Source organism: Roseitalea porphyridii (assembly GCF_004331955.1).
Taxonomy (GTDB): Bacteria; Pseudomonadota; Alphaproteobacteria; order Rhizobiales; family Rhizobiaceae; genus Roseitalea; species Roseitalea porphyridii.
On sequence record NZ_CP036532.1, the window covers coordinates 3,479,675 to 3,503,638 of the forward strand.

The 23,964-nt window shown below is 66.8% G+C and carries 21 protein-coding genes; 10 read left to right on the forward strand and 11 right to left on the reverse strand.

Annotated elements, in window-relative coordinates:
* Positions 1–281: 281 nt before the first annotated feature.
* Positions 282–887: a hypothetical protein gene (locus E0E05_RS17015; RefSeq protein WP_131617778.1), complete on the reverse strand. Its 606-nt coding sequence runs from the start codon at positions 885–887 to the stop codon at positions 282–284.
* A 315-nt stretch (positions 888–1,202) separates the two neighbouring features.
* Here E0E05_RS17015 and uxaC point away from each other — a divergent pair, with 315 nt between their 5' ends.
* Positions 1,203–2,660, forward strand: coding sequence for a glucuronate isomerase (gene uxaC / locus E0E05_RS17020; protein WP_131617779.1), 1,458 nt, complete (start codon positions 1,203–1,205; stop codon positions 2,658–2,660).
* Positions 2,661–2,685: 25 nt separating this feature from the next.
* Here uxaC and speE read toward each other — a convergent pair whose 3' ends face one another.
* From speE to E0E05_RS17035, 3 genes are all read right to left on the reverse strand, one after another.
* Positions 2,686–3,564 (reverse strand): polyamine aminopropyltransferase, encoded by an 879-nt coding sequence (gene speE / locus E0E05_RS17025; protein WP_131617780.1) that lies wholly within the window; start codon positions 3,562–3,564, stop codon positions 2,686–2,688.
* A 4-nt stretch (positions 3,565–3,568) separates the two neighbouring features.
* The gene (gene speD, locus E0E05_RS17030) at positions 3,569–4,057 is read right to left on the reverse strand and encodes an adenosylmethionine decarboxylase (protein WP_131617781.1); all 489 of its coding nucleotides are present in this window, start codon (positions 4,055–4,057) and stop codon (positions 3,569–3,571) included.
* Positions 4,058–4,201: 144 nt separating this feature from the next.
* Complete coding sequence (locus E0E05_RS17035; RefSeq protein ID WP_131617782.1) at positions 4,202–5,029, reverse strand: bifunctional allantoicase/(S)-ureidoglycine aminohydrolase; 828 nt, start codon at positions 5,027–5,029, stop codon at positions 4,202–4,204.
* 188 nt (positions 5,030–5,217) lie between these two features.
* Here E0E05_RS17035 and E0E05_RS17040 point away from each other — a divergent pair, with 188 nt between their 5' ends.
* Complete coding sequence (locus tag E0E05_RS17040) at positions 5,218–6,459, forward strand: TadE/TadG family type IV pilus assembly protein (protein WP_131617783.1); 1,242 nt, start codon at positions 5,218–5,220, stop codon at positions 6,457–6,459.
* Between the two features lie 88 nt (positions 6,460–6,547).
* Here E0E05_RS17040 and E0E05_RS17045 read toward each other — a convergent pair whose 3' ends face one another.
* Positions 6,548–7,756 carry an EAL domain-containing response regulator gene (locus tag E0E05_RS17045; protein ID WP_158629406.1) on the reverse strand — a complete coding sequence of 403 codons (1,209 nt, stop codon included), beginning with the start codon at positions 7,754–7,756 and terminating at the stop codon, positions 6,548–6,550.
* Between the two features lie 176 nt (positions 7,757–7,932).
* Here E0E05_RS17045 and E0E05_RS17050 point away from each other — a divergent pair, with 176 nt between their 5' ends.
* A complete protein-coding gene (locus tag E0E05_RS17050; RefSeq protein ID WP_131617785.1) occupies positions 7,933–10,707 on the forward strand; it encodes a HAMP domain-containing sensor histidine kinase in 2,775 nt (924 codons plus the stop codon).
* A 6-nt stretch (positions 10,708–10,713) separates the two neighbouring features.
* Here E0E05_RS17050 and E0E05_RS17055 read toward each other — a convergent pair whose 3' ends face one another.
* A complete protein-coding gene (locus E0E05_RS17055; RefSeq protein WP_131617786.1) occupies positions 10,714–11,982 on the reverse strand; it encodes a ubiquinone biosynthesis hydroxylase in 1,269 nt (422 codons plus the stop codon).
* Positions 11,983–12,110: 128 nt separating this feature from the next.
* Between E0E05_RS17055 and tesB the strand changes: the two genes are divergently transcribed.
* The 6 genes from tesB (at position 12,111) to E0E05_RS17085 (ending at position 19,461) form a co-directional block, all read left to right on the forward strand.
* A complete protein-coding gene (gene tesB, locus E0E05_RS17060) occupies positions 12,111–12,977 on the forward strand; it encodes an acyl-CoA thioesterase II (protein WP_131617787.1) in 867 nt (288 codons plus the stop codon).
* Between the two features lie 231 nt (positions 12,978–13,208).
* Positions 13,209–13,547 (forward strand): P-II family nitrogen regulator, encoded by a 339-nt coding sequence (locus E0E05_RS17065; protein WP_131618114.1) that lies wholly within the window; start codon positions 13,209–13,211, stop codon positions 13,545–13,547.
* A 31-nt stretch (positions 13,548–13,578) separates the two neighbouring features.
* Positions 13,579–14,928: an ammonium transporter gene (locus E0E05_RS17070; RefSeq protein ID WP_131617788.1), complete on the forward strand. Its 1,350-nt coding sequence runs from the start codon at positions 13,579–13,581 to the stop codon at positions 14,926–14,928.
* A 241-nt stretch (positions 14,929–15,169) separates the two neighbouring features.
* The gene (locus tag E0E05_RS17075) at positions 15,170–17,743 is read left to right on the forward strand and encodes an FtsK/SpoIIIE family DNA translocase (protein WP_244597837.1); all 2,574 of its coding nucleotides are present in this window, start codon (positions 15,170–15,172) and stop codon (positions 17,741–17,743) included.
* A 123-nt stretch (positions 17,744–17,866) separates the two neighbouring features.
* The gene (locus tag E0E05_RS17080; protein WP_131617789.1) at positions 17,867–18,526 is read left to right on the forward strand and encodes an outer-membrane lipoprotein carrier protein LolA; all 660 of its coding nucleotides are present in this window, start codon (positions 17,867–17,869) and stop codon (positions 18,524–18,526) included.
* 119 nt (positions 18,527–18,645) lie between these two features.
* A complete protein-coding gene (locus tag E0E05_RS17085; RefSeq protein WP_131617790.1) occupies positions 18,646–19,461 on the forward strand; it encodes an exodeoxyribonuclease III in 816 nt (271 codons plus the stop codon).
* An 18-nt stretch (positions 19,462–19,479) separates the two neighbouring features.
* Here E0E05_RS17085 and E0E05_RS17090 read toward each other — a convergent pair whose 3' ends face one another.
* Positions 19,480–19,947, reverse strand: coding sequence for a cyclic nucleotide-binding domain-containing protein (locus tag E0E05_RS17090; protein ID WP_131617791.1), 468 nt, complete (start codon positions 19,945–19,947; stop codon positions 19,480–19,482).
* Positions 19,948–20,093: 146 nt separating this feature from the next.
* Positions 20,094–20,777, reverse strand: coding sequence for a response regulator transcription factor (locus E0E05_RS17095; RefSeq protein ID WP_039722481.1), 684 nt, complete (start codon positions 20,775–20,777; stop codon positions 20,094–20,096).
* A gap of 143 nt (positions 20,778–20,920) precedes the next feature.
* Here E0E05_RS17095 and E0E05_RS17100 point away from each other — a divergent pair, with 143 nt between their 5' ends.
* The gene (locus E0E05_RS17100) at positions 20,921–21,448 is read left to right on the forward strand and encodes a L,D-transpeptidase family protein (protein WP_131617792.1); all 528 of its coding nucleotides are present in this window, start codon (positions 20,921–20,923) and stop codon (positions 21,446–21,448) included.
* Here the strand turns inward: E0E05_RS17100 and E0E05_RS17105 are convergent, their stop codons facing one another.
* The 3 genes from E0E05_RS17105 to E0E05_RS17115 form a co-directional block, all read right to left on the reverse strand.
* The gene (locus E0E05_RS17105; protein WP_131617793.1) at positions 21,449–21,856 is read right to left on the reverse strand and encodes a DUF1761 domain-containing protein; all 408 of its coding nucleotides are present in this window, start codon (positions 21,854–21,856) and stop codon (positions 21,449–21,451) included.
* 344 nt (positions 21,857–22,200) lie between these two features.
* Positions 22,201–23,478, reverse strand: a complete 1,278-nt coding sequence (locus tag E0E05_RS17110) for a TadE/TadG family type IV pilus assembly protein (RefSeq protein ID WP_131617794.1) — start codon at positions 23,476–23,478, stop codon at positions 22,201–22,203.
* A 203-nt stretch (positions 23,479–23,681) separates the two neighbouring features.
* Complete coding sequence (locus E0E05_RS17115; RefSeq protein WP_131617795.1) at positions 23,682–23,930, reverse strand: DUF1674 domain-containing protein; 249 nt, start codon at positions 23,928–23,930, stop codon at positions 23,682–23,684.
* Positions 23,931–23,964: the final 34 nt, after the last annotated feature.

Genomic DNA, 23,964 nt, shown 5'->3' on the forward strand with positions numbered 1-23,964 from the left:
GCGCGGATGTGCGGAACCGTCCGTTCATCGCCTGAGGGGCTCTTGTTCATGATATGTTCCATTGTGCGTAGCACGCGAAAAGAGTCAATCCCGGAATCGGAGCGTGTAGGAATTTATGTTTGATTATATGCGTGACAAAAGTAACGCCCGATTACATATTGGAATCAAAGGGTTACGATCATGACCGCGTCCAGCGATCCCATCTTTCTCAGGACTTGAGGGAGCCCGGCCCAACGCATCGAAGCGTTTCTTCTCAACAGCTTTGCTGTCGCGCTCGCCATTCATGCTAACACCGTGGCTCCGACGATATATGGAGAAAGGCCTCCCTCCCTATATTGCATCAACCTAGGAAGATTTGCCACGACCGTTTCATCATCCTGATTGGCTTCAAACCACCGATAGACTGCATCAGTGAAGACACGACAGAAATCCACCACGCTATAAACGTAGGCATCATTCATTCGAGAATTGGTGAACGTAAAGCCGCTGTCTGGCAACGTGAAAATTACTCTTGCAACGCTGTGTTTCATGTCACCAAAGCGACCATTGTGAAGTACACCGCACCTCATTGACCAAAGATCGTCTGGTGTGACAAAACTCAATCTGTCCCAAGGCAAATTATTTTGGCACCAAGCTTTGTAACGCTCGCCATTCGTGCGCCCATCTTCAGAGTCAAGGGAAGCACAGATGTCAGGCAATGCCACAGTCATTGCCACTGCTAGAAACGGTAGCCCATTCTCTGCTGCGGTGTTTATTTCATTTAAAAGCGGGTAAAGCGGGGAAGACGATTTTTCCATTATCCAGCAATGCCCCATCCGCTGAACCAATTTATACCCAGTCAATGACATCGCACAAGTGAACGTCGGTATAGTTATTCCCGCACTCATTCAATGATCGTATCACAATTCGTCAGTGCGAATTAAGCCAGAGTTCAACGCTTCGCCTTCGACAAACTCACGTACTCCGTTCATTCTCGCAATTTCCATTTCCGTCACGCGAAAAATCTCCCCGCGACTTCGGTGGCCGGCAAGTCGGTGCCTAGATAGCAAAATCAGCCACTCTTGCCACATATACAGCTAGGAATTTATGCCGGATTGGGCGGTATCGCCGCAATCGCAGGTCCGCAGAGACAGACCCGCCGAAATCGGCCCCGGCCGGGCTTGACGCCGCCGGCCGCCGTTCCGACCATGGCGCCGCGCACCATGTCCCGAAAGACCGCCATGCTCCATCCCGACAGGCTTCTTCCCGCCGACCCGGCCGTCCGGGCGACCGCGCGGGCCCTCTACGAACGGGTCGCCGACGCGCCGATCGTCTCCCCGCACGGCCATTGCGAGGCGTCCTGGTTCGCCGAGGACGCGCCGTTTCCGAACGCCGCCGACCTGCTGATCACGCCCGATCACTACGTGCTGCGCATGCTGGCCAGCCAGGGCGTGTCCTACGAGGCGCTGGGCGTGCCGCGCGCCGACGGAAGCCGCGCCGATGTCGACCCGCGCGAGGCGTTCCGGCTGTTCGCCGCGCACTATCATCTGTTCGCCGGCACGCCCTCGCGCGTCTGGCTCGATCACGCCCTTCATGTCGTGCTCGGCGTGCCCGAGCGGCTCGGCCCGGCGACCGCCGACGCGGTCTTCGATCATGTCGCCGCGCAACTCGCTTCGCCCGCCTTCCGGCCGCGCGCGCTCTACGAGCGGTTCGGCATCGAAGTCCTGGCGACCACCGACAATGCGACCGACACGCTCGATGCGCATCGGGCGCTGAAGGCGCTAGCCTTCGGCCGGATCGTGCCGACCTTCCGGCCGGACGCGCTCACCGACCCGCTGCGCGAGGATTTCGCCGCATCGATGCAAAGGCTCGAAGAGCAGACCGGCGAAAATGTCACCGACTGGTCCGGCTTGCTCAAGGCGCTGCGGGCGCGGCGCGCGGACTTCGCGCGGCTCGGCGCGACGGCGACCGACCATGGCGTTCTGGCGCCCGTCACCGCCGACCTGCCGGGGCCGGCCTGCCAGGCGCTGCTCGACAAGGCGAGGGCCGGCACGATCACCGCCGACGAGGCGGCGCTGTTTCAGGCGCAGATGCTCACCGAGATGGCCGCGATGAGCGTCGAGGACGGTCTGGTGATGCAGATCCATGCCGGCTCGCGCCGCAACTATGCGCCCTCGGTCTTCGCCCGCTACGGCCGCGACAAGGGCTACGACATTCCGGCCACGGTCGCCTGGGCGGACGGGCTCAAGCCGCTGCTCGACCGGTTCGGCTTCGAGCCGAACCTTCGGATGGTGCTCTATACGCTCGACGAGACCGCCTACGGACGCGAACTGGCGCCGCTCGCCGGCGCGTTTCCGACCGTGCTGCTGGGCGCGCCCTGGTGGTTCTTCGACAGTCCCGAGGGGATGCGCCGCTACCGGTCGCAGGTGATCGAGACGGCCGGGTTCCACAACACGGCCGGCTTCGTCGACGACACCCGCGCCTTCCTGTCGATCCCGGCGCGGCACGACATGGCCCGGCGCATGGACGCGGGCTTTCTCGCCGGGCTCGTCGCCGAACACCAGATCGGCACGGACGAGGCATTCGCGCTGATCGGGGAGCTTGCGGGCGGGCTTGCGCGCCGCGCCTATCGGACCGGCACGGGTCAGGCCGCGCCCGGCAGCGACCGGGCTACGGCATGAGCGGACCGCGCGGCGGCGGGCACGCTCAGATCCGCGCGCGGCCCTCTTCCACCGCCTCTTCGATGAAGCGCGGCAGGGCGAAGGCGGCGCGGTGCACCGCCGGCGTGTAATAGCGCGTCGAAAGACCCGCCTCGGCGAACCGTGCCTTGAGCGTTTCGAGCGGCACGTCGGCCTTGCCCGCATCGTCGGTGGCAAAGCCCATCGCCATGTGTCCGCCGACATAGGTCGGGATCGCCGCCACATAGGCCGCCGACAGCGCGAACGAACGGCCCAGATCGCGCATCGAGCCGACCAGTTCGTCCTTCTGGAAGAAGGGCACGCCGTTCTGGGTGACGGCAACGCCGCCCGGGTTCAGCACCCGGTGCAGGCCGGCATAGAACGCGGCCGTGAACAGCACCGCCCCCGGCCCGACCGGATCGGTCGAATCGACGATCGCGACGTCGAACCGGTCTTCGGTCGTCGCGACATAGTCGGCCCCGTCGGCGATCACCAGGTCGAACCGGTCGTCGTCGAACACCGGTGCGTTGAAATCGCCGAAATGGGTGCGCGAGAACTCGACCACCGATGCGTCGATCTCGACCTGCGTCAGCCCCTCGACCGACCGGTGCTTGAGCACCTCCTCGGCCAGGCCGCAATCGCCGCCGCCGATGATCAGCACGCGTTTCGCCGCCCCGTGCGCCAGGATCGGCACATGGCTCATCATCTCGTGATAGATGAACTCGTCGCCGGTGGTCACCTGGGTGATGCCGTCGAGCATCAGCACCTTGCCGAACGCCGCGTTCTCGATCAGCGCCAGTTCGAAATGGCCGGTGTCCTCGTGATGCAGCACCCGCTCCGCCCGAAAGGCGAAGCGGACGCTGGGATAGAGACTCTCGGCGAACCAGTCGCTGTCCTTGCCGGCCATGACGTCAGACGCCCTTGCCGCGCAGCAGTTCCGACACGGCGATGCGGGCGGGGTTGAAGGCCCGGCGCAGCACCTCGACGCACTTTTCCGGCTGCGCGTCGCCGCACATGAACACGTCGAGCGCCGCATAGCCGTTCTCGGGCCACGAATGGATCGAGATATGGCTCTCGGCCAGCACCGCCACGCCGGACACGCCGGCCACCTCGCAGCCCATGGGCTCGAAGCTGTGCAGGTGTATGTGCAGCAGCGTCGCGCCGGCTTCCTCGACGCATTTGACCATGGCCTTTTCGATATGGTCGATGTCGTCGAGCCGTTCGGCTTCGTACAAGTCGATGATCAGATGCGCCCCGGCGCACTTGGTGCCGTTGCGTTCGATGAAATGATCCTTCGGCAGCGCGTCAGCGGCCGCAAAAGGGGCGTTCAGATCTTCCGTTTGGGAGGTGCTTTGGTCCGCAAAGTCCATCCCCAATTGGAAGAGGGCGTCGTGAGTCATGGCGCTCTCCCCAACCAGCAGATGTCCCGGCTCATGCCGGAGCCGCGCACATATTGGCTTTGCGCGTCACAATCAATCGGCAAATCGAGAAAACTTCGTCCGCAGCCGAAGTTTTTTGATGCGCGTGCCGCGGCGCGGCCGTCGTCAGCGAAGGCGCAGCTTCATGTGCCGGTTGACGTCCTTGTAGAGCAGGTAGCGGAACCGGCCCGGTCCGCCCGCATAGCAGGCCTGCGGACAAAACGCGCGCAGCCACATGAAGTCGCCCGCCTCCACCTCGACCCAGTCCCGGTTGAGCCGGTAGACCGCCTTGCCTTCGAGCACGTAGAGGCCGTGCTCCATCACATGGGTCTCGGCGAAGGGAATGACCGCGCCGGGCTCGAACGTGACGATGTTGACGTGCATGTCGTGCGCCATGTCGGCCGGATCGACGAACCGGGTGGTCGCCCAGCGACCGTCGGTGCCCGGCATGGCGACGGGCTCGACCTCTGCGTCGCTTGTCACGAAGGCTTTCGGCGCCGCGATCTGGTCGACCGGCTCGTAGGCCTTGCGGATCCAGTGGAACGTCGCGGCCCCATCGCTCCGGTTGCGGATCGTCCAGTCGGTAGCCGGTGGAATGAAGGCATAGCCGCCGGGCCGCATCGCGTGCGCCTCGCCGGCAAGGATCACTTCGACCGCGCCGGCGGTGACGAACAGAACCGCCTCGGCGGTCTCGTCCGGTTCGGGCCGGTCCGACCCGCCGCCCGGCGCCACCTCGACGATCATCTGCGAAAAGGTCTCGGCGAAGCCCGACAGCGGGCGCGCCAGCACCCAGGCCAGCGTTCCGTCCCAGTGCGGCAGGTTCGAGGTGACGATGTCGCGCATCACGCCGCGCGGGATCACCGCATAGGCCTCGGTGAAGACGGCGCGGCCGGTCAGAAGATCGCTCTGGTCCGGATGACCGCCGGCCGGCGAGTGATAGGCGTGTTCGCGCATGGACGTTCCGCTGTTCGTTCCGGCCTGTCTTCGGGCCTGCGGCCGATGCCGTCAAGCCCGGCTCATCCACACCCGGCTCGCCCGACGAAGTTAACGGTCGGTCAACGGTATCGATGGCTTTGTGCCCATGCGGGAAACCGCATCTTCGAACCGATCGGGTACGGTCTCCGGCCAGGCAGGGGAAGACGATGATGCGATTCATCAAGGACAGGGCGGGAGGATTCTCGACGAGCTTCGCGCTGGTCGGGCTGTTCCTTGCCGCTTCCGTAGGCGTGGCTGTCGACTATTCGATCTACGCCAACCAGCGCGCGGCGATGAAGCAATCCCTCGAAACCGGGGTCCTGGCGGCGGTGCGCGAGGCGCCGGTGCAGGGCTGGGACGAGGACACGATCGCGGCGGTCGTCGACAGCTATGTCGATGCCAATCTGCGCAAGGCGTCCTTCGGCGGCGCCGAATATGTGCTCGATGTCGAGCCGCTTCCCGAAAGGGGCCGCGTTCGCGCCACGCTGTGGCAGAACGATCACGGCTACTTCGTGCTGGGCCATTTCCGCAAGAACCCGCAGATCGTGGTCCAGGCCGAGGCGGCGATCGTCTCGTCTGCCAACATCTGCGTTCTGGCGCTCGACGGCTCGGCCCCCGCGGCGCTTTCGCTCGGCAAGGCCCGGACCTCGCTGACCGCCCGGAACTGCGGCGTGTTCGTCAACTCCACCGACCGGCACGCGATCCATGTCGAGCAGCAGTCGACCCTGTCGGCGAGCCAGATTTGCACCGCGGGCGGCTACGATGCGCGCCTCGTCGACATGCGTCCGCAGCCGCAGGTCGACTGCCCCGTCATTCCCGACCCGCTGGCCGGCCGCACGCCGCCGAGCTTCGGCGCATGCGACTACCGCGACGTCGCCGTCGACCGCGACGCCACCCTTCATCCGGGCGTCTATTGCGGCGGACTGGACATCAACGGCACGATCGAGGTGAAGCTGACGCCCGGCATCTACGTCATCAAGGACGGTCCGTGGACAATCGGCGGCAATGCGACGCTGAGCGGCGACAATGTCGGCTTCTATCTGACCGGCAGCGGATCGACCATGTCGTTCGAGAATTCCTCCAACATCGCGCTGACCGCACCCAGGGACGGTCCGATGGCCGGCATGCTGATCTTCGAGGACCGGGCCTCGCCGCCCGATCGCGTCTTCGAGATTTCCTCCAAGGACGCCGAGATGCTGCTGGGCACGATCTATCTTCCCAAGGGCAAGCTCCATGTGCGCGGCAAGAACCGCTTCGCAGGGGCGGCCGCCTGGACCGCGATCATCGCCCGCGAGATCGTCGCCGACGACGGTCCGGCGATCGAGCTGAACTCGGACTATGCGGCCACCGACATTCCGGTGCCCGAAGGCGTCGGCGCCGTCGATGGTCAGGTGCGTCTGACGCAGTAAGGCTGCGTCGGGCGCGGCCTGCGTCTCATCGCTATCAGGGAAAATCTGATTGCTGGTTTCGTTCCCGCCTTGACCGGGCGGTCGCCCGTCAGCGTGCCGCGTAGGCGAGGAACCGGTCGAGCGGAACCGGCCTGGAGAACAGGAAGCCCTGGGCCTCGTCCACCTCCAGATTGCGGACGAAATCGTGGGCCCACTGCGTCTCGATGCCTTCGGCCACGGTCTTCAGGCCGACCGACTTGGCGAGCTTGACGGCCGCCTCGACGCAACTCGCCGCGAAACGGTCGGTCTGCGCGCCGATCACGAACTGCTTGTCGATCTTCAGTTCAGTGAACGGATAGGCGCCGAGCTGTTCGACATTGGCGTGTCCGGTGCCGAAATCGTCGAGCGCGACGCCGATATCCTTGATCCGCAGCCGCGTCAGATTCTCGAGCGCCGTCATCGCGTCGGTCGCAAGGCGCGTCTCGGTCAGTTCGATCGTGAAGTCCGATGGTTCGAGCCCGGTGATCGCCACCCGCTCGCACAGCATGTCGACGAACCCGTCCTTGGATATGGTCTCGGCCGACACGTTGATCGACAGGTGCATCGGCGCAGGCAGGCGCGTTTGCATGCGCACCGCGTCGGCGAGCACCTGGTCGATGATCTGCCAGGTCAACGCATCGATCGTGCCCGCGCTTTCCGCGTGCGCGATCGCGGCCTCCGGATTGATGTCGCGGCCGTGCCCGTCGACGAAGCGCGACAGCGCCTCCGCGCCGACGCACTGGCCGGTCCACACATCGACGCGGGGCTGATAGAGCACGGCGTCGAGCACGACCGTCCGGTCGCCGGGGACCTTCGCCGGCCTTGCCGGCTCGGCGAGCCGATCGGCGCCGGCCAGAAGATTGATCAGATCGGCCGGATTGAACGGCTTGGCGAGCGTTCCGGGGCAGTTCAGCCCGTAAAGATGGGCCAGCCGCTCGGCGCCCCTGATCACGTCGGCCTGTTCGCCCGAGGCCAGCACGAGCGTGCCGGCATAGCCCAGTTCCTTGGCCTTGCGCAGGAACGAGACCCCGTCCTCGTTGGGCATGCGCAGGTCGAGCACCAGCGCGTCGATCCGCTCGCCATGGGCGGCGAGCTGCGCCCGCGCCTCGACCCCGTCGCCAGCGAGCAGCACCTCGTCGGCCCCCGATGCGGTGAAGACCATCTGAAGCGTCTGCGCCAGGATCGGATCGTCGTCGCAGACCAGGACGACACGGCCCTTCAACGCCGAACTGTCGAACGGGCTGGCGCCGGGAGCATCGTCCCGCGCGCGGGCTGCCATGTCGTGCTTCATACCCTCAACCCGTTATTCCCTCGGGTGTTTTGCAGAACCTAAACGCAATTTACTACCAGTGCGTGAAGATGGCGGCCGAACCTTCCGGCGTTGAGGCTTGTTAACCATTGCCGCCCTAGGCTGGGCGCCGGCAACCGTGCGGCTAAAGGGACGGCCCAAGGACGATGACGACCCCATTCACCCGACCGGCGATGGCGACCCTCGACGCAAGGCGGATCCGCTGGCACAAGTCCGTGCGCACGCGGCTCGCCCTGACGGCCGCCGCCATGGTGCTGCTCGGCCTTCTGATCGTCGGCGGCACGATCGGCTGGAACGCCTACGACCGGGCGGTCACCGGCGCCCGCGAGCGGCTCGAGGCGACCGCCGCCGTGCTCGCGGTGGCCGCGTCCGAACCGCTCGTCCTTTCGCAGCAGGGGCGTATCACGCGGGCCCTGACCGTCATCCGCGAAGTCGACGAGATCCGCTTCGCCACCGTGACCGATGCGGCCGGCACGCCGGTCGCGAGCATCGGAACCGGCGTGTTCCTGTCCGATGAGACCGAGCAGATGGGCGCGATCACGCCGCGCGCCCTGATCGGACAGGAACGGTTCTGGCTGGAAACGCCGATCGTCCACGCCGGCGACAATGTCGGCCGGCTCTACGTGCTCGCCGACCTGTCGCGGCTGCGCGCCGGGTTCTTCGCCACGCTCGTGTCCAGTCTCGTCATGGCGCTCGCGGTCTCGGCGATCGTCGGGCTGCTCGTGCTGATCGTCATCCGGCGGATGACCGCGCCGCTCGCCGGGCTCGCCGCTCTGATGACACGGCTTGCCGCCGACGGTCGCTACGACCGGCGCGCCAGCGTCGACCGGCAGGACGAGGTCGGCGCGCTGGCATCCTCGTTCAACGCCATGCTCACCCAGATCCAGCGGCGCGACCGCGACCTCAACGACTATCGCCTCCACCTCGAGGACAAGGTCGAAAGCCGCACCACCGAACTCAGGCAGGCGATGGTCGCCGCCGAGGCCGCCAACCGCGCCAAGTCCGACTTCCTGGCCACGATGAGCCACGAGATCCGCACGCCGATGAACGGCATGCTGGTGATGGCCGAGATGCTCGCCGCCGCGCCCCTTTCGGCGCGGCATCAGCGCTATGCGCAGATCATCCACCGGTCCGGGCGTGGCCTGCTGGCGATCATCAACGACATTCTCGACCTGTCCAAGATCGAGGCCGGCAGCATCGAACTGGAGGCGATTGCGTTCTCCATCGACACGCTGATCGACGACGCGGTCAGCCTGTTCGCCGAGCGAGCGCGCGAAAAGAGGCTCGACCTGAGCGTCCGCGTGGCGCCCGACGTCGCCGGCAAGCTGGAGGGCGATCCGACGCGCCTCGGCCAGATCATCAACAATCTGGTCAACAATGCGCTCAAGTTCACGAGGGATGGCGGCGTCGCGATCCACGTGGACACGCTTGATGCGTCCGAAGGCCGTCAGATGCTGGCGATCTCGATCGTCGACACCGGCATCGGCATCGCCGAGGACAAGCTGGCCACCATCTTCGAGGCGTTCAGCCAGGCCGAGCAGTCGACCACGCGCGAATATGGCGGCACCGGTCTGGGCCTTGCCATCTGCCGCAAGCTTGCCCAGGCGATGGGCGGCGAACTGAGCGTCGCCAGCCGGCCCGGCGAGGGTTCTCGCTTCACGCTGACCGTCGCGCTTCCGGCCATCGAGGCGATCGCCGATGCCGAACCGCTCGCCGGCCTGACCTTCGGCCTGCTGGCGCCGCCGTCGATGGCGGGCGACGACATCATCACCCTTCTGACCGGCCATGGCGCCGCGGTCGAGACGCTCGCGACGCTCGCCGACGCACCGCCTTCGGGCCCCGCAGCCCTGCTGATCGACGAAGCGTTCGATCCGGAACCAGGCGAAACTGCGCGCGTCGCGCGCACGGGAATTCCGATCTTGCGGCTCGTGCGGACCAACGTTTCGACGCCCGCGCCGCTGCCTCACGGCATCGCCGCAGCCGGCACCCTGACACTGCCCCTGTCACGGGGGGCGCTTCGCCGGCTCGGGACCGCGCTCGCAACCGGTGACTGGGCGATGCTCGAGGCAACCCCGGCCGGCGCCGGCGACACCGCCGCGCTGCCGAGCTTCGAAAGCGCGCGCGTGCTCGCCGTCGACGACAACACCGTCAATCGCGAGGTGCTCAACGAGGCGCTTCTTGCGCTCGGCGTGACGGCCGACTTCGCCGAAAGCGGGCCGCAGGCGATCGAACTGGCGGCGCGGACCCACTACGATCTGATCTTCATGGACTGCTCGATGCCCGGCATGGACGGCTTCGAGGCAACGTCCCGCATCCGCTCGAACGAGCGCGAGGCGGGACGGCCACGCGCGCGGATCGCAGCCCTGACCGCCCATGTCAGCGGCACCGATCCCGACCAGTTCGCGCGCGCCGGCATGGACGCGCACGTCACCAAGCCGTTCGCCATCGCCGACATCGCCGAGGCGTTGAGGGCGGCGTGCGGCGGCGAAACCCACGAATGGACAGAAGCGCCGACCGAAACTGACTTGCCGGCCGATGACGCTCCGCTTCTGGCGGGCCAGACGATCGACATGTTCGAAATGCTCGGCGCCGCCAATGGCGGACAGATGGCGCAGAAGGTGTTCGGCCTGTTCGCCAGTCACGCGCCGCAAGGTCTCGCCGATCTGAGGGACGCGGCGAAGAACGCCCCGGGCGAACGCGCCCACCTGGTCGATCTCGCCCACGCGCTGAAATCGATGTGCGCCAGCGCAGGCGCCGAGCGCGCCCGCCTTCGGTGCCAGGCGATCGAGGACGCCGCCCATGCCGGCGAAACAATCGACGCGCAAATGCTCGACGGGCTTGAACGAACCATCAACGAGACGCTCGCCGCGATGGACGGGTTCGGCGCCGGGACGAGCGAGGCCGCGGCAGCCGGGCGCTGACGGCCGTCAGATCGCCTCGCCGCGCAAAAGGCGCGGGGCCGGGCCCGCCAGACCCGCCGCCTGCCGGATGAAGAAGGACTTCATCTGCGGCATCCGGTCGACGAGACCGAGCCCGAGGTCGCGCACCGCGCGCAGCGGCGCGAAATCGTTCGAGAACATCCGGTTCAGCACGTCCGTCGTCACGCCCATCTGCACCGTGTCGAACCGGCGCCAGCGCTGGTAGCGTTCGAGCACGTCGAGCGCGCCGATGTCCTGTCCGAGCCGGTGCGCCTCGACCACGGTCTCGGCCAGCGCGGCGGCATCCTTGAAGCCCAGGTTCAGCCCCTGGCCGGCGATCGGATGGATGCCGTGGGCGGCATCGCCCGCCAGCGCGAACCGGTCGATGACGAAGTCGCGCGCCAGCGTCAGCCCGAGCGGATAGGCGCGCGGACCGTCCTCGACGCTCAGCGCGCCAAGATGCAGCCCGAACCGCTGTTCGAGTTCCATCTCGAAGGTCAGTTCGTCCACCTTCAGGAGGCGCTCGGCGTTGGCGGTCGTCTCGGTCCAGACGATCGAGGAGCGATTGCCGGTCAGCGGCAGGATGGCGAACGGCCCGGCCGGCAGGAAGTGCTCCTCGGCCCGCCCGCCATGCGACCGTTCGTGGGCGATCGTCGCGACGATGCCCGACTGGCCGTAGTCCCAGTGCACGGTCCTGATGCCGGCCATCTCGCGAAGTCGGGACTTCACCCCGTCACAGGCGATCAGCAGGCGCGCCTCCACCGCGGTCTCTGCCGTTTCGATGCGCACGCCGGCGCCATGATTTTCGAAGCCCGTCACGGCCGCGCCCTGCACCACGGCAATGCCCGCTTCGGCGCAGCGCTGGCGCAGGATCCGGTTCATCTCGACATTGGGCAGCATGTGCGCGAACGGCTCGCCCTCATCGACATCGCCGTCGAAGGTCAGGAACACCGGCCGCACCGGATCGCCCGTGCGACTGTCGGTGACGATCATCTCGGTCATCGGCTGGGCGTGCGGCGTCAGCGCGTCCCAGCAATCGAGCGCACCGAGCATGCGGCACGCCGCGGCGGCGATCGCCGAAGCCCTTTTGTCGTTCTCCCACACGCCTTCGGGCGCCGCATCGGCGACCACGACCGACAGGTCCGGCGCGCCGCGCGCGATCGACAGCGCGGTGGCAAGGCCCACATAGCCCGCCCCCGCCACGGACACGTCGCACCGTTCGGGCAGCGCTGCCGCGCCCCTGCCGCGACCGGCCCTTGCTGGTTTCGCCTTTGCCATGCCTGTTCCCTTTCGCCGACGGTGCGCTCACTTGACTAGCCGCGCGCCCTTGTAGCAAGGCGGCAAGGCGTCGCAAACAGCGTCGTTCCCGCCCGCCACTCCGGGCCCCGGCCCGCACAGGTTCCGCCATGTCCGAAGCGATGCAGAAGGTGCTGTCGATCCTCGATCTGGAGGCCGTCGGCGACAATCATTTCCAGGGCCGCAGCCCGCAATCGGGCTGGCAGCGCGTGTTCGGCGGCCAGGTGATCGGCCAGGCGCTGGTCGCCGCCCAGCGGACCGTGCCGTCCGATCGGCATGTCCATTCGCTGCACTGCTATTTCGTGCGCCCCGGCGACCCGGCGGTGCCGATCGACTACACGGTCGACCGGATCCGCGACGGCGGCAGCTTCGCCACGCGCCGCGTGCTGGCCGAACAGGACGGCAAGGCGATCTTCGCCATGTCCGCCTCCTTCCAGGTCGACGAGCCCGGGCTCGACCACCACATGCCGATGCCGCCCGAAGTGCCGCAGCCCGAGGCGCTGATGGGCGAGAAGCAGTTGATCGACACGTTCATCGACCAGGTGCCGGAGAACATCCGCCGCTACTGGATGCGGGAGCGGCCGATCGAACTCAGGCCGGTCTCGCTCACCCACTATATCAGCCGCGAGAAGCTGCCGCCCGTCCAGCATGTCTGGGTCCGCGCCAACGGCCCGGTGCCAGACGACCGCGCCGTGCAGGCCGCCGTGCTCGCCTATCTGTCCGACATGACCCTCCTCGACACGTCGCTGTTCGCCCACGGAAGGGCGATCTTCGACGCCGATCTTCAGGTCGCCAGCCTCGATCACGCCATGTGGTTCCACCGTCCCGACCGGCTCGATGACTGGCTGCTCTATGCCCAGGACAGCCCGAACGCGTCGGGCGCGCGCGGCTTCACGCGCGGCGGCCTCTATACGCGCGATGGCGTGCTGGTCGCCTCGGTCGCCCAGGAAGGCCTGATCCGCCTGCGCAAGCGCTGATTTCCTGTGCAGATCGCGATTTTCGCCTAATTTTTGGGCACACCCGCTGCGCTCCGATGCCCTCTTTCCGGGCACCCTCGAAAAATAGCTCTCATATTCAATAACTTGCGAGTTTGGCACGCAGCGTGAATCTCGTTTGTGCGATGCAGCGCGCCCATTGGGGCCGGTGCGCTGTGCGAAACCGCCGGCGGCATGGTGCCGCTGCGGCAAGCAAACGGGGAAGAAAAGCGCATGAAAATAGTCATGGCTATCATCAAGCCCTTCAAACTCGACGAGGTGCGTGAAGCCCTCACCGGGCTGGGGGTCCAGGGCCTGACCGTGACTGAGGTCAAGGGTTACGGACGCCAGAAGGGTCACACGGAAATCTATCGCGGCGCCGAATACGCGATCAGCTTTCTGCCCAAGCTGAAGATCGAATTGGCCGTCGAGACCGACATGGTCGACAAGGTCGTCGAAGCCATCTCCGGCGCCGCCAAGACCGGCCAGATCGGCGACGGCAAGATCTTCGTCTTTTCCATCGATCAGGCGGTGCGCATCCGCACCGGCGAAACCGATTCCGAAGCGCTGTGAGCCGCTTCGCCATCCAGGGAGTCTTCAACCCATGACCAAGACCAAACTTGCAACACTGGCCGTCAGCGGCCTTGCGGCGGCGGCGCTGTTCGCCGAGCCGGGCCTGGCGCAGGAGGCAGCCGAAGCCGCAGAGACGGCCGAAGCGGCAGCCGGCGCCGCGCCCTCGCCCGACGTCCAGTACATCTTCAACACGCTGCTGTTCCTGATCGGCGGTTTCCTGGTGATGTTCATGGCCGCGGGCTTCTGCATGCTCGAGGCCGGGCTCGTGCGCTCCAAGAACGTCTCCATGCAGTCGCTCAAGAACGTCGCGCTCTACTCGATCGCCGGCCTGATGTACTGGATCGTGGGCTACAACCTGATGTACACCGGCGTCGACGGCGGCTACATCGGCTCGTTCGGCCCCTACGCCTTCGATCCGGTCGGCGGTGACGCGCTCGACACGGGCTATTCGACCGCTTCGGACTGGTTCTTCCAGATGGCATTCGTGGCCGCCACCGCCTCGATCGTTTCGGGCACGGTCGCCGAGCGCATCAAGCTGTGGCCGTTCCTGATCTTCGTCGCCGTGCTGACCGGCTTCATGTACCCGATCACCGGTGCCTGGCAGTGGGGCGGCGGCTGGCTCAGCGAGATGGGCTTTTCGGACTTCGCCGGATCGACCGTGGTCCACTCGGTCGGTGGCTGGGCGGCGCTCGCCGGCGCGATCGTGCTGGGCGCCCGGACCGGAAAGTACGGCGCGGACGGCTCGGTCCATCCGCTGCCCGGCTCGTCGATCCCGCTGGCGACGCTCGGCATGTTCATCCTGTGGCTGGGCTGGTTCGGCTTCAACGGCGCCTCGCAGCTTGCGATGGGCACGATCGGCGATGTGACCGACGTCAGCCGCATCTTCGCCAACACCAACCTCGCCGCCGCATCGGGCGTCGTGACCACCATCGTGCTGCTGCAGATCCTCTACAAGAAGATCGACACCACCATGGTGCTGAACGGCGCGCTGGCCGGCCTTGTCTCGATCACCGCCGAGCCGCTCGCTCCGGCCGTGTGGCAGACGATCATCATCGGCGGTGTCGGTGGCGCGATCGTCGTCTTCACCGTGCCGCTGCTCGACAAGCTGAAGATCGACGACGTCGTCGGCGCCATTCCGGTGCACCTGTTCGCCGGCATCTGGGGCACGCTGATCGTTCCGTTCTCCAACGGTGACGCCAGCTACGGCGTGCAGCTCGTCGGCATCCTCGCCTACGGCGTGTTCACGCTGGTCGCCTCCTTCGTGGTGTGGTTCATCTTGAAGGCCGCGATGGGCATCCGCGCCAGCGAGGAAGAGGAAATGCGGGGCCTCGACATGTCCGAGACGGGCGTGGAGGGCTATCCCGAGTTCACCCGGGCCTGACGGCCCGGCTGGCGGGGCCGACCTCCTCCCGGCCCCGCCGCCACCGTTTCACGCTCCGAAGGGAGCGACAACGATCCCGTCGTGATGGCTTCCATCACACCAACTGGCCCGGTCCCTGCGACCGGGCCTTTTTTCGCGCAGGCGCCGAGCCGGTCGGGCGGGGATGGTTAATGTGCGCTTAACCAGTCCCGCCTAGGCTTGCGCGCGAAGAACGACCGCCAGCACGATAACGGGACCGACCATGCCGGCACAGCGCCACGACCGGGAACCGGGCCGCGACCACGGCCACGACGGAACGCTCGCCATGACCGGCGCGCCCGCACCGGGCACGATCGCCGAATGGCTCGCCCGGAAGACCCGGTTCGCCGTCGGCTGCGCGCTGTTCGCCTTCGGCGCGTTCCTGGTGCTGTCGCTTCTGAGCTGGGACGCCAACGATCCGAGCTTCAGCCACGCAACGGACGCCCCGGTGACCAACTGGATGGGCGCGCCGGGCGCCGCCGCCGCCGACCTCGCCATGCAGTTCTTCGGCCTTGCCACGCTCGCCGCGCTCGTCCCGCTCGGCTTCTGGGCGCTCGCGCTCGTCGGCGGGGAACTGCCCTCCCGGCCGGCCCGGCGCGCGGGCCAGTGGTTCGCCGGAGCGCTTGCCGCCGCCGCCGCGATCGGATGCCTGCAACCCACGGCCGGCTGGCCATTGCCCTCCGGGCTCGGCGGAGCGCTCGGCGACATGGTGCTGCGCATACCGGGCACGTTCACCGGCGGCTATCCGACCGGCTGGTTCGCGCTGCTGCTGGGAGTGCTTTTCGCCGCCGCCGCGGTCTGGCTGCTGGCGCTTGCGAGTGGCCTGCGCCAGCCCGGCGAAATCGAGGACGAGGCAGTCGGCTTCGACGGCGAGGCCGACGAGGACGGACACGAATCCTACGTCACCATCGGCGCGGTCCTGCACGGCCTCTACGCACTGCGGGCCTCGATGCGCCGCTGGCTGCCTGCGGGCCTGCAGCGGCGGCGCGCCCCACGCCGCGAGCCCGCCGATCCGTTCGGCGAACCGAGGCTGGAGCCAGCCCTTGACGCATCGAACGACGATGGTGCGCTGGACGATGTGGCGCCTGACACCTGGCAGGGCGCCGAGGACTGGGCGCCCCGTCCCGCGCCCGAACAGCCGGACGCCGCAACGGCAATGCCCGTCGAGACGGACGCGGCCGGCCGCGTCGCCCAGCCCGCCCCGCCGCCGAAGCCGAGCGTGCGCGTCCAGCGCGAGGCGCAGCCCTCGCTGATCAAGGACGGCGCGTTCGAACTGCCGCAGATCCACTATCTGGACGAACCCCGGAACGTCGTCCGGGACGAGACCCTGTCCGACGAGGCGCTCGAACAGAACGCGCGCCTGCTCGAAGGCGTGCTCGAGGATTTCGGCGTGCGCGGCGAGATCATCCAGGTCCGGCCCGGCCCGGTCGTCACCCTCTATGAGCTCGAGCCGGCGCCCGGCATCAAGTCCTCGCGCGTGATCGGCCTTGCCGAGGACATCGCCCGCTCGATGAGCGCCATCGCCGCGCGCGTCGCCGTCGTGCCGGGCCGCAACGCGATCGGCATCGAACTGCCCAACGCCCGGCGCGAGACGGTCTATCTGCGCGAGCTGATCTCCTCGCAAAGCTACGACAAGTCCAAGGCCAAGCTCGCCCTGACGCTGGGCAAGACGATCAATGGCGAGGCGGTGATCGCCGATCTTGCCAAGATGCCGCACCTTCTGGTCGCCGGCACGACCGGCTCGGGCAAGTCGGTGGCCATCAACACGATGATCCTGTCGCTGCTCTACAAGATGACGCCCGACCAGTGCCGGCTGATCATGATCGATCCCAAGATGCTCGAACTGTCGGTCTATGACGGCATTCCGCACCTGCTCACGCCGGTGGTCACCGATCCCAAGAAGGCGGTCGTCGCGCTCAAATGGACGGTGCGCGAGATGGAGCAGCGCTACAAGAACATGTCCAAGCTGGGCGTGCGCAACATCGACGGCTTCAACACGCGCATCCGCGAGGCGCAACGAAAGGGCGAGGAACTCAGCCGCACCGTGCAGACCGGCTTCGACCGGGAGACCGGCGAGGCGATCTACGAGACCGAGGCGCTCGACCTACACCCGATGCCCTACATCGTCGTCATCATCGACGAGATGGCCGACCTGATGATGGTCGCCGGCAAGGACATCGAGGGCGCCGTGCAGCGCCTGGCGCAGATGGCCCGCGCCGCCGGCATCCACGTCATCATGGCAACACAGCGCCCCTCGGTCGACGTCATCACCGGCACGATCAAGGCGAACTTCCCCACGCGCATCTCCTTCCAGGTCACCTCGAAGATCGACAGCCGCACGATCCTGGGCGAGCAGGGCGCCGAGCAGCTTCTGGGCATGGGCGACATGCTCTACATGGCCGGCGGCGGCCGCATCCAGCGCGTGCACGGGCCGTTCGTCTCCGACGAGGAGGTCGAGACGATCGTCAACCACCTCAAGGCGCAGGGCGTGCCCGAATATCTCGACGCGGTCACCGAGGACGAGGACGAGGCCGACATGGGCGCGGACGGCGGCGGCGGATCCGGTTCGGGCGCAGACGATGACGGCGCCGATCCCTACGATCAGGCCGTGGCGATCGTCATCCGCGACCGCAAGGCCTCGACAAGCTACATCCAGCGCCGGCTCGGCATCGGCTACAACCGCGCCGCCACGCTGATCGAGCGGATGGAGGACGAGGGCGTCATCGGGCCGGCCAACCATGCCGGCAAGCGCGAGATTCTCGTGCCCTCGGAAGAGGAACGGCTGGCCGGCGCGTAGCGTTTGCCGGGCAGCACTTCGTGTTTGCGTACACAGTCCGGCGTGCCCGCGCGCCATAGTCAAGCCAAACTGTGCATCTAGCAGCACCGCAATCGAACGCATCGAGCAGACCGTGAACCGACCATGACCCAGACCAATCGCACCGCAAGGCTCCTGCCGACCCGCCGCACCGCGCTGGCCCTGTCCGCCGGCAGCCTCTTCGCCATGGCCCTGCCCGGCACCGGCATCGCCCAGGCCTCGGGCGCCGCCCAGCAGATCGCCGACCATTTCACCCGTGTCCGCACCATGATGGGCGAGTTCGTCCAGTTCGGCCCGAACGGCGAGCAGACGGGCGGCAAGTTCTTCATCGAGCGACCGGGGCGGGTCCTGTTCCTCTATGAGGAGCCGTCCAACATCCGCGTCGTCGCAGACGGCCGGTCGGTCGTCGTCAACAACAAGAAGCTCGACACCTGGGACGCCTATTCGCTCGGCCAGACCCCGCTCAAGCTCGTGCTCGCCGACCGGATCGACCTGAGCGACGGCAAGGTCAAGCAGGTCATCGAGGACGACGATCTGACCACGATCGTCCTGCAGGACCGGCAGGTCTTCGGCGATTCGACGATCACCATGATGTTCGACCCGCAGAGCTACGATCTGCGCCAGTGGACCATCCGTGACGCGCAGGGGAAGGACACCACGGTGATGATCTACAATGTGCGCGAGGGCGTGACCTTCGGCGACGGCACGTTCGACATCGACTATGGCCGGATCCGCAGAAGCCGGAACAATAACAACAACAACTGAATTGGCGCCGGCGGCGCCATCAATCTGTGCGTAGCGGCGGGCCGGGCCGGTCCGCCGCTTGTCATCTGCGGCCATGACGGCGACAAGGCGGCCAGACGCTCCGATCATCCGGCCAGGCCATGTCCCGCTCCGACAGCTTCACCATCGCCACCTGGAACATCAACTCGGTCCGGCTGCGCCGGGGCCTTGTCGAATCCTTCCTGACCACGCACGCGCCGGACGTTCTGTGCCTTCAGGAGACCAAGTGCCTGAACGACCAGTTCCCGGCCAAGGCGTTCGCCAGGCTCGGCTACGAGCATGTCGCGCTGAACGGCCAGAAGGCCTATCACGGCGTCGCGACGCTCTCACGCATCCCCTTTGCCACGGTCGATCGGCGCGATTTCTGCCAGATGGGTGATTCGCGCCATGTGGAGACCACGGTCGACGTCGCCGGGACGCGGCTGCGCATTCACAATTTCTACGTCCCGGCCGGCGGCGACGAGCCCGACCCCGCGATCAATCCCAAATTCGCCCACAAGCTGCAGTTCCTCGACGAAATGCGCCAGATCACCACCGGCACCGGCGAGCACGATGCGGCGCTGCTCGTCGGCGACCTCAACGTCGCCCCGCTCGAGAACGATGTCTGGTCGCACCGGCAACTGCTCCGGGTGGTCAGCCATACGCCGGTCGAGACCGGGACGCTCGAGGACATGCGAACCGGAGCGGGTTGGTCAGACCTGATGCGCCTGCGCGTGCCGCCCAGCGAGAAGCTGTTCACCTGGTGGAGCTACCGCGCGCGCGACTGGGCCGCATCGAACCGCGGCCGCCGCCTCGATCACATCTGGGGCTCGCACGCGCTCGAGGGCGCATTGGCCGACATGAGCGTGCTCACCGAGGCGCGCGGCTGGGAGAAGCCGTCCGATCACGTGCCGGTCGTGGCGCGCTTCGCCCTTTGAGTGCCTGCGACCGGACGCTCACAGGCCGGGCGCATCCCGGAAGCCGCGCTCGACCCGCTCGATGTCCTTCAAGAGCCGCTTGAGATCACCGGCAAGCTGGGCGTGGATCGCCATCGCCGTCTGCGGATACTCGGCCAACATCCGCCGGAACAGCGAGCGGCTGATCCGCAACACCTCGCTGTCCGTCTCGGTGCGTGCCGAGGTCATCCAGTTCGTTTCGGTGATCAGCGCCAGCTGGCCGAGAACCATGCCCGGCCCCGCCGTCATCACGCGCTGCTCGCCGCGATCGGTGTGACGGATCAGGGCGATCGCGCCCACATCGACGATGAAACCGCAGTCGGCGCGTTCGTCCTGCCGGAACAGCGTGCGGCCCGCCGCAAAGCGCAGCCGCTCGGCGCCAAAGGCCAGAAGGCGCAGCTGCTCGGTGCTGAGATCCTCGAAGAGCCGCGCCGCCGACAGGGCGGCAATATCGTCGTTGAGCGTCACCGATCCGCCTGCGCCTCGCCATGCGTGGTCGCGTTGCTGTTACATGACGGGTAATCGATTGGAAAGCTTGCCGGTTCCGCCACGCCAATTCGCGTGTGGACAGCCGCCGGACCCCCGACGGCGTGCGTCCGTTTCCGAACAGCGCGTCAGGGGACCAGCTTGTAGCCGCCGCTCTCGGTGACCAGGATCGCCGCGTTGGACGGATCGGCCTCGATCTTCTGGCGCAACCGGTAGACATGGGTCTCCAGCGTGTGCGTGGTCACCCCGGAATTGTAGCCCCAGACCTCCTCGAGCAGCGTGTCGCGGGTGACCACCTGCGCACCGCTGCGATAGAGGTACTTGATGATCGAGGCTTCCTTCTCGGTCAGCCGGATCTTGCGGCCGTTGCCGTCGACCAGCATTTTCTGGCTCGGCGTGAAGGTGTAGGGGCCGACCGCGAAGGTCGCGTCCTCGCTCTGCTCGTGCTGGCGAAGCTGCGCGCGGATGCGGGCCAGCAGGACGGCGAACTTGAACGGCTTGGTGACATAGTCGTTGGCGCCGGCCTCCAGACCCAGGATCGTGTCCGAATCGGTGTCATGGCCGGTCAGCATGATGATCGGCGCCTTGAAGCCGCCCTTGCGCAGGATCTTGACCGCCTCGCGCCCGTCCATGTCGGGCAGGCCGACATCCATGACGACCAGATCGATCATCGCGCCGCGCGCCGCCTCGATCCCCTTGGCCGCGGCCGCCGCCTGCAGGACCTCGAACTCCTCGTAGAGCGACAATTGCTCGACCAGCACTTCGCGCAGATCGTCATCGTCGTCGACCAGCAGCAGCGTTCGCTTCGTCATGAATCACCTCTGGCTACGCCCCGGCACGGCCGCGGCTCTGCGCGTGTCTTTTGACATCTTAATGGCATTCGTGATCTCAACAAATGCTCAACTTTGCGTGTCCGGCGCGTCAGCGCGCCGCCGTTTTCGAGGCAGCCGGGTCCATGATCGCCACCGTCACCCTCCATCGTGCGCCCGGCCATCGCCAGCGTGGGGTGCTCAAGGCGGGCCCGCGCGTGCTGCCCTGTGCCCTGGGGCGTGGCGGCCCGGGCGTGCTCAAGCGCGAGGGCGACGGCGTCACTCCGGCCGGCGGTCCATTGCGTCCGCTCTGGGGCTACTGGCGCGCCGACCGTGGACCCCGTCCGACCACCGCGCTTCGGATGATCCCGACCCGCGCCGACGACGGCTGGTGCGATGCGCCGGCCCACCCGGCCTACAACCGCCCCGTCCGGCTGCCGTTCGCCGCCTCGCACGAGACCATGTGGCGGACCGATGCCCTCTACGACATCTGCATCGTGCTCGACTGGAACATGGAGCCGGGAAGAGCGCGCGATCGCGGCTCGGCCATCTTCGCCCATCTTGCGAAGGACGGCTATCCGCCGACCGAGGGCTGCATCGCGCTCGCGCGGCGGGACATGGTCTGGTTGCTCGCCCGCATCGACCGGCGCACGCAGGTGAGCGTCAGCGCGTGATCACACGCCGATCAGCCCGATCACCGCGCCCATCACCACCGCGACGAGCAGCCAGTGCAGCCCGTCGATCAGCGTCAGGTCCCAACCATCGTTCTGGTAGCGGTGATTGATCGTCATCGTCGTCGCCATGAAGCCGGCCCAGACGAAGAGGCCCGAAATGACGCCGTTGCGCAGCGTTACCTGCCCGTCGCCGAGATGTCCGATCAGCCCGGCCAGCACGAACGCCATCACCAGCAGGCAGACGAACGTCATCGCGAAAAGGGCGGGACCGAACGCGGCGTCCTCCACGGCGATGCCCGCCGCGCGCATCCAGGGCTTGGAAAGCGTACCGTAATAGACCGCGCCGACGATGAATGCCGCCACGGTCGCCGCCAGCACGGCCCAGAGGTTGATTCCGCCAAAATCCATCGCACCCTCCCGGACACACAAGGCACAAAAGCACCGGCCCCGGCCCCGCGCAAGACGCGCCGGCGCACCGCCGCCAGTTTTCGCTTGCCCAACAGCCGCGAACCAGTCACCGTGGGCGCGTGTTCAACGCTATGAAAGGAGGTGATCCGATGTCGAGTGGTTCCATGGGTCCGGTTCGGTCTTTGCGGGTCATCATCCGTTGGAGCAGCCTCTGACGGCGTGACAGTCCCGTGCAGCCGGTGCGGGCGCCCGATGCGCCCTCGGCCTGACGGCCGGCCGGAGACATGAATTGCGGAAAGGGCCGTCCGGTTGCCGGATGGCCCTTTTTCGTGCGGACCGATCGCTCAGTTGATCAGCGTCAGGCCGGTGATGTCCTCGGCGATCGCCGCGAACGCGTCCTCCAGCTGGTCACTGTCGGTGGCATTGAAGAAGAAGGTCGATTCGGCGGTGTCCGGATTGGCGCAGTCCTTCATGAGGGCCGCCGCCTTCGCCGGCGCGGCGAACGCGATCGTGTAGACCTTTATGCCGTCATCCTTCATCGAATCGCACAGCTTGCGCGCATAAAGGTTCGACTGCGCCTGTCCCGGCGTGTTGCACCACTTTCCGCTCGACGGATGCGTGTTGAAGATGCCGTCGGTCATGATGATGGCGTACTTGCGCGTGCCGGGCGCGAACGGGCCCGCGTCCGAGCCTGCCGGCCAAGCCGAATTCCATTCCGGCGCCAGCATGTAGTAGGACCAGGCGATTGCGATATGGCCGGCCGTGCAGCCACCGGTGCCGAACGCGTTGATGCGGCTCTTGAGCAGCGCGGCGTTGTCGGTCATCGGCAGGATCTCGGCGCCGGGACAATCCTTGGTGCCGCCGACCGGATGCAGCGGGCTCGCGAAGTCACGCTCGTAGCGCTTCGGTCCGGTGCGTTCGTAGACGCAGCCGTTCGAAGAACCGGTATAGTTGATCTCGTCGATGACCGGGCTTGCGTCGACGGTCGCGGCATAGGGCACGAGCCCGATACGCACGCGCTCATCGGCGCCCGGCGCCGCGAACATCATGTCGATGGCCTTGGTCGCCGCCTTCTTTAGCCCCTGCATGCGCGTCTCGCCGGAGGCGGGTATCCATGTCGCCATCGACCCGGTGATGTCGAGCGCCATCGCCACTTCGATCTGCGTGTTCGAGAACTGCGCCTTGGCATCGGTGGAGACGACTCGCTCGCTGGCCGAGATCAGCTTGGTCAGCGTCATCGGAACGCGGATCGAGGCCTCGACCAGAAGCGTCTTGGCCGCCGGGTCGACGACCACCTTGTCGATTTGGACGGGCTCGCCGGCCAGTTCGCCCTCGTCGATATTGGCCAGTACGTACGCGGTGACGACCTCTTCGGCCTCGTCCTCGGTGATCGTGCCGAGTGTGATGTTGCGCGTGGTCGACAGAACCGCCGCATCGACGGCCTGGTTCAGCCGGACCTTGGCGGACGAAAGACGCGAATAGTCGAGCGCCATGCCCGCCGCCGAGATCAGCACCAGGCTGCTCAATCCGAACAGGGCCGCGAAATTGCCGCCACGGTCCGCCGCGAAGGCGCGGCCGGCGGCGACGAGCGGCGAGAGACGGCGTGCAACGATCGTGCGCATGGATAGCCTCCGTTTGGCTGCGCACGATGGAGGCGGGCGATTACCAATTTGCTGCCTGAAGGCGGCGCATCCGCCCGCGATCGGGCAAATCGGGGCGTTTCGGGCACTTATGTGTCGCAATGGTTGCGGCGGCACTGCCGGCGCGCCGGCAATTTGCGTCCGCCCGTTAACCGATCGTCAGGATCTGCAGCGGCGCGCCGGGATCAGAAATCGATGGCGATGCCCTTGATCTCCCAGTCGCCGAACCGGGCGGGATCCTTGCCGCCGCGCCCGCCATATTCCTTCTGCGCCTCGGCCTGCTGCCGGTCGAATTCGGTCCGACGGGCTTCGGCTTCCCTGAGCGCACGCTGCGCGGCGGGCGGCAGGTCCTCGAAACGGCGCGCGGGCGGCTCGGGCGCCTCGGCCGGTTCCGCCGCGCCGGGTTCTCCTGCCTGCCTGTCGGTCTGTGTCATCGTCGCTTCTCCGGCCTGTCCTCATTGAAAACGG

Coding starts and splice junctions, on each gene's coding strand:
- E0E05_RS17015 (WP_131617778.1), bottom strand. CDS start 887: ATGAGTGCGGGAATAACTATACCGACGTTCACTTGTGCGATGTCATTG.
- uxaC (WP_131617779.1), top strand. CDS start 1,203: ATGTCCCGAAAGACCGCCATGCTCCATCCCGACAGGCTTCTTCCCGCC.
- speE (WP_131617780.1), bottom strand. CDS start 3,564: ATGGCCGGCAAGGACAGCGACTGGTTCGCCGAGAGTCTCTATCCCAGC.
- speD (WP_131617781.1), bottom strand. CDS start 4,057: ATGACTCACGACGCCCTCTTCCAATTGGGGATGGACTTTGCGGACCAA.
- E0E05_RS17035 (WP_131617782.1), bottom strand. CDS start 5,029: ATGCGCGAACACGCCTATCACTCGCCGGCCGGCGGTCATCCGGACCAG.
- E0E05_RS17040 (WP_131617783.1), top strand. CDS start 5,218: ATGATGCGATTCATCAAGGACAGGGCGGGAGGATTCTCGACGAGCTTC.
- E0E05_RS17045 (WP_158629406.1), bottom strand. CDS start 7,756: ATGGCAGCCCGCGCGCGGGACGATGCTCCCGGCGCCAGCCCGTTCGAC.
- E0E05_RS17050 (WP_131617785.1), top strand. CDS start 7,933: ATGACGACCCCATTCACCCGACCGGCGATGGCGACCCTCGACGCAAGG.
- E0E05_RS17055 (WP_131617786.1), bottom strand. CDS start 11,982: ATGGCAAAGGCGAAACCAGCAAGGGCCGGTCGCGGCAGGGGCGCGGCA.
- tesB (WP_131617787.1), top strand. CDS start 12,111: ATGTCCGAAGCGATGCAGAAGGTGCTGTCGATCCTCGATCTGGAGGCC.
- E0E05_RS17065 (WP_131618114.1), top strand. CDS start 13,209: ATGAAAATAGTCATGGCTATCATCAAGCCCTTCAAACTCGACGAGGTG.
- E0E05_RS17070 (WP_131617788.1), top strand. CDS start 13,579: ATGACCAAGACCAAACTTGCAACACTGGCCGTCAGCGGCCTTGCGGCG.
- E0E05_RS17075 (WP_244597837.1), top strand. CDS start 15,170: ATGCCGGCACAGCGCCACGACCGGGAACCGGGCCGCGACCACGGCCAC.
- E0E05_RS17080 (WP_131617789.1), top strand. CDS start 17,867: ATGACCCAGACCAATCGCACCGCAAGGCTCCTGCCGACCCGCCGCACC.
- E0E05_RS17085 (WP_131617790.1), top strand. CDS start 18,646: ATGTCCCGCTCCGACAGCTTCACCATCGCCACCTGGAACATCAACTCG.
- E0E05_RS17095 (WP_039722481.1), bottom strand. CDS start 20,777: ATGACGAAGCGAACGCTGCTGCTGGTCGACGACGATGACGATCTGCGC.
- E0E05_RS17100 (WP_131617792.1), top strand. CDS start 20,921: ATGATCGCCACCGTCACCCTCCATCGTGCGCCCGGCCATCGCCAGCGT.
- E0E05_RS17105 (WP_131617793.1), bottom strand. CDS start 21,856: ATGGATTTTGGCGGAATCAACCTCTGGGCCGTGCTGGCGGCGACCGTG.
- E0E05_RS17110 (WP_131617794.1), bottom strand. CDS start 23,478: ATGCGCACGATCGTTGCACGCCGTCTCTCGCCGCTCGTCGCCGCCGGC.
- E0E05_RS17115 (WP_131617795.1), bottom strand. CDS start 23,930: ATGACACAGACCGACAGGCAGGCAGGAGAACCCGGCGCGGCGGAACCG.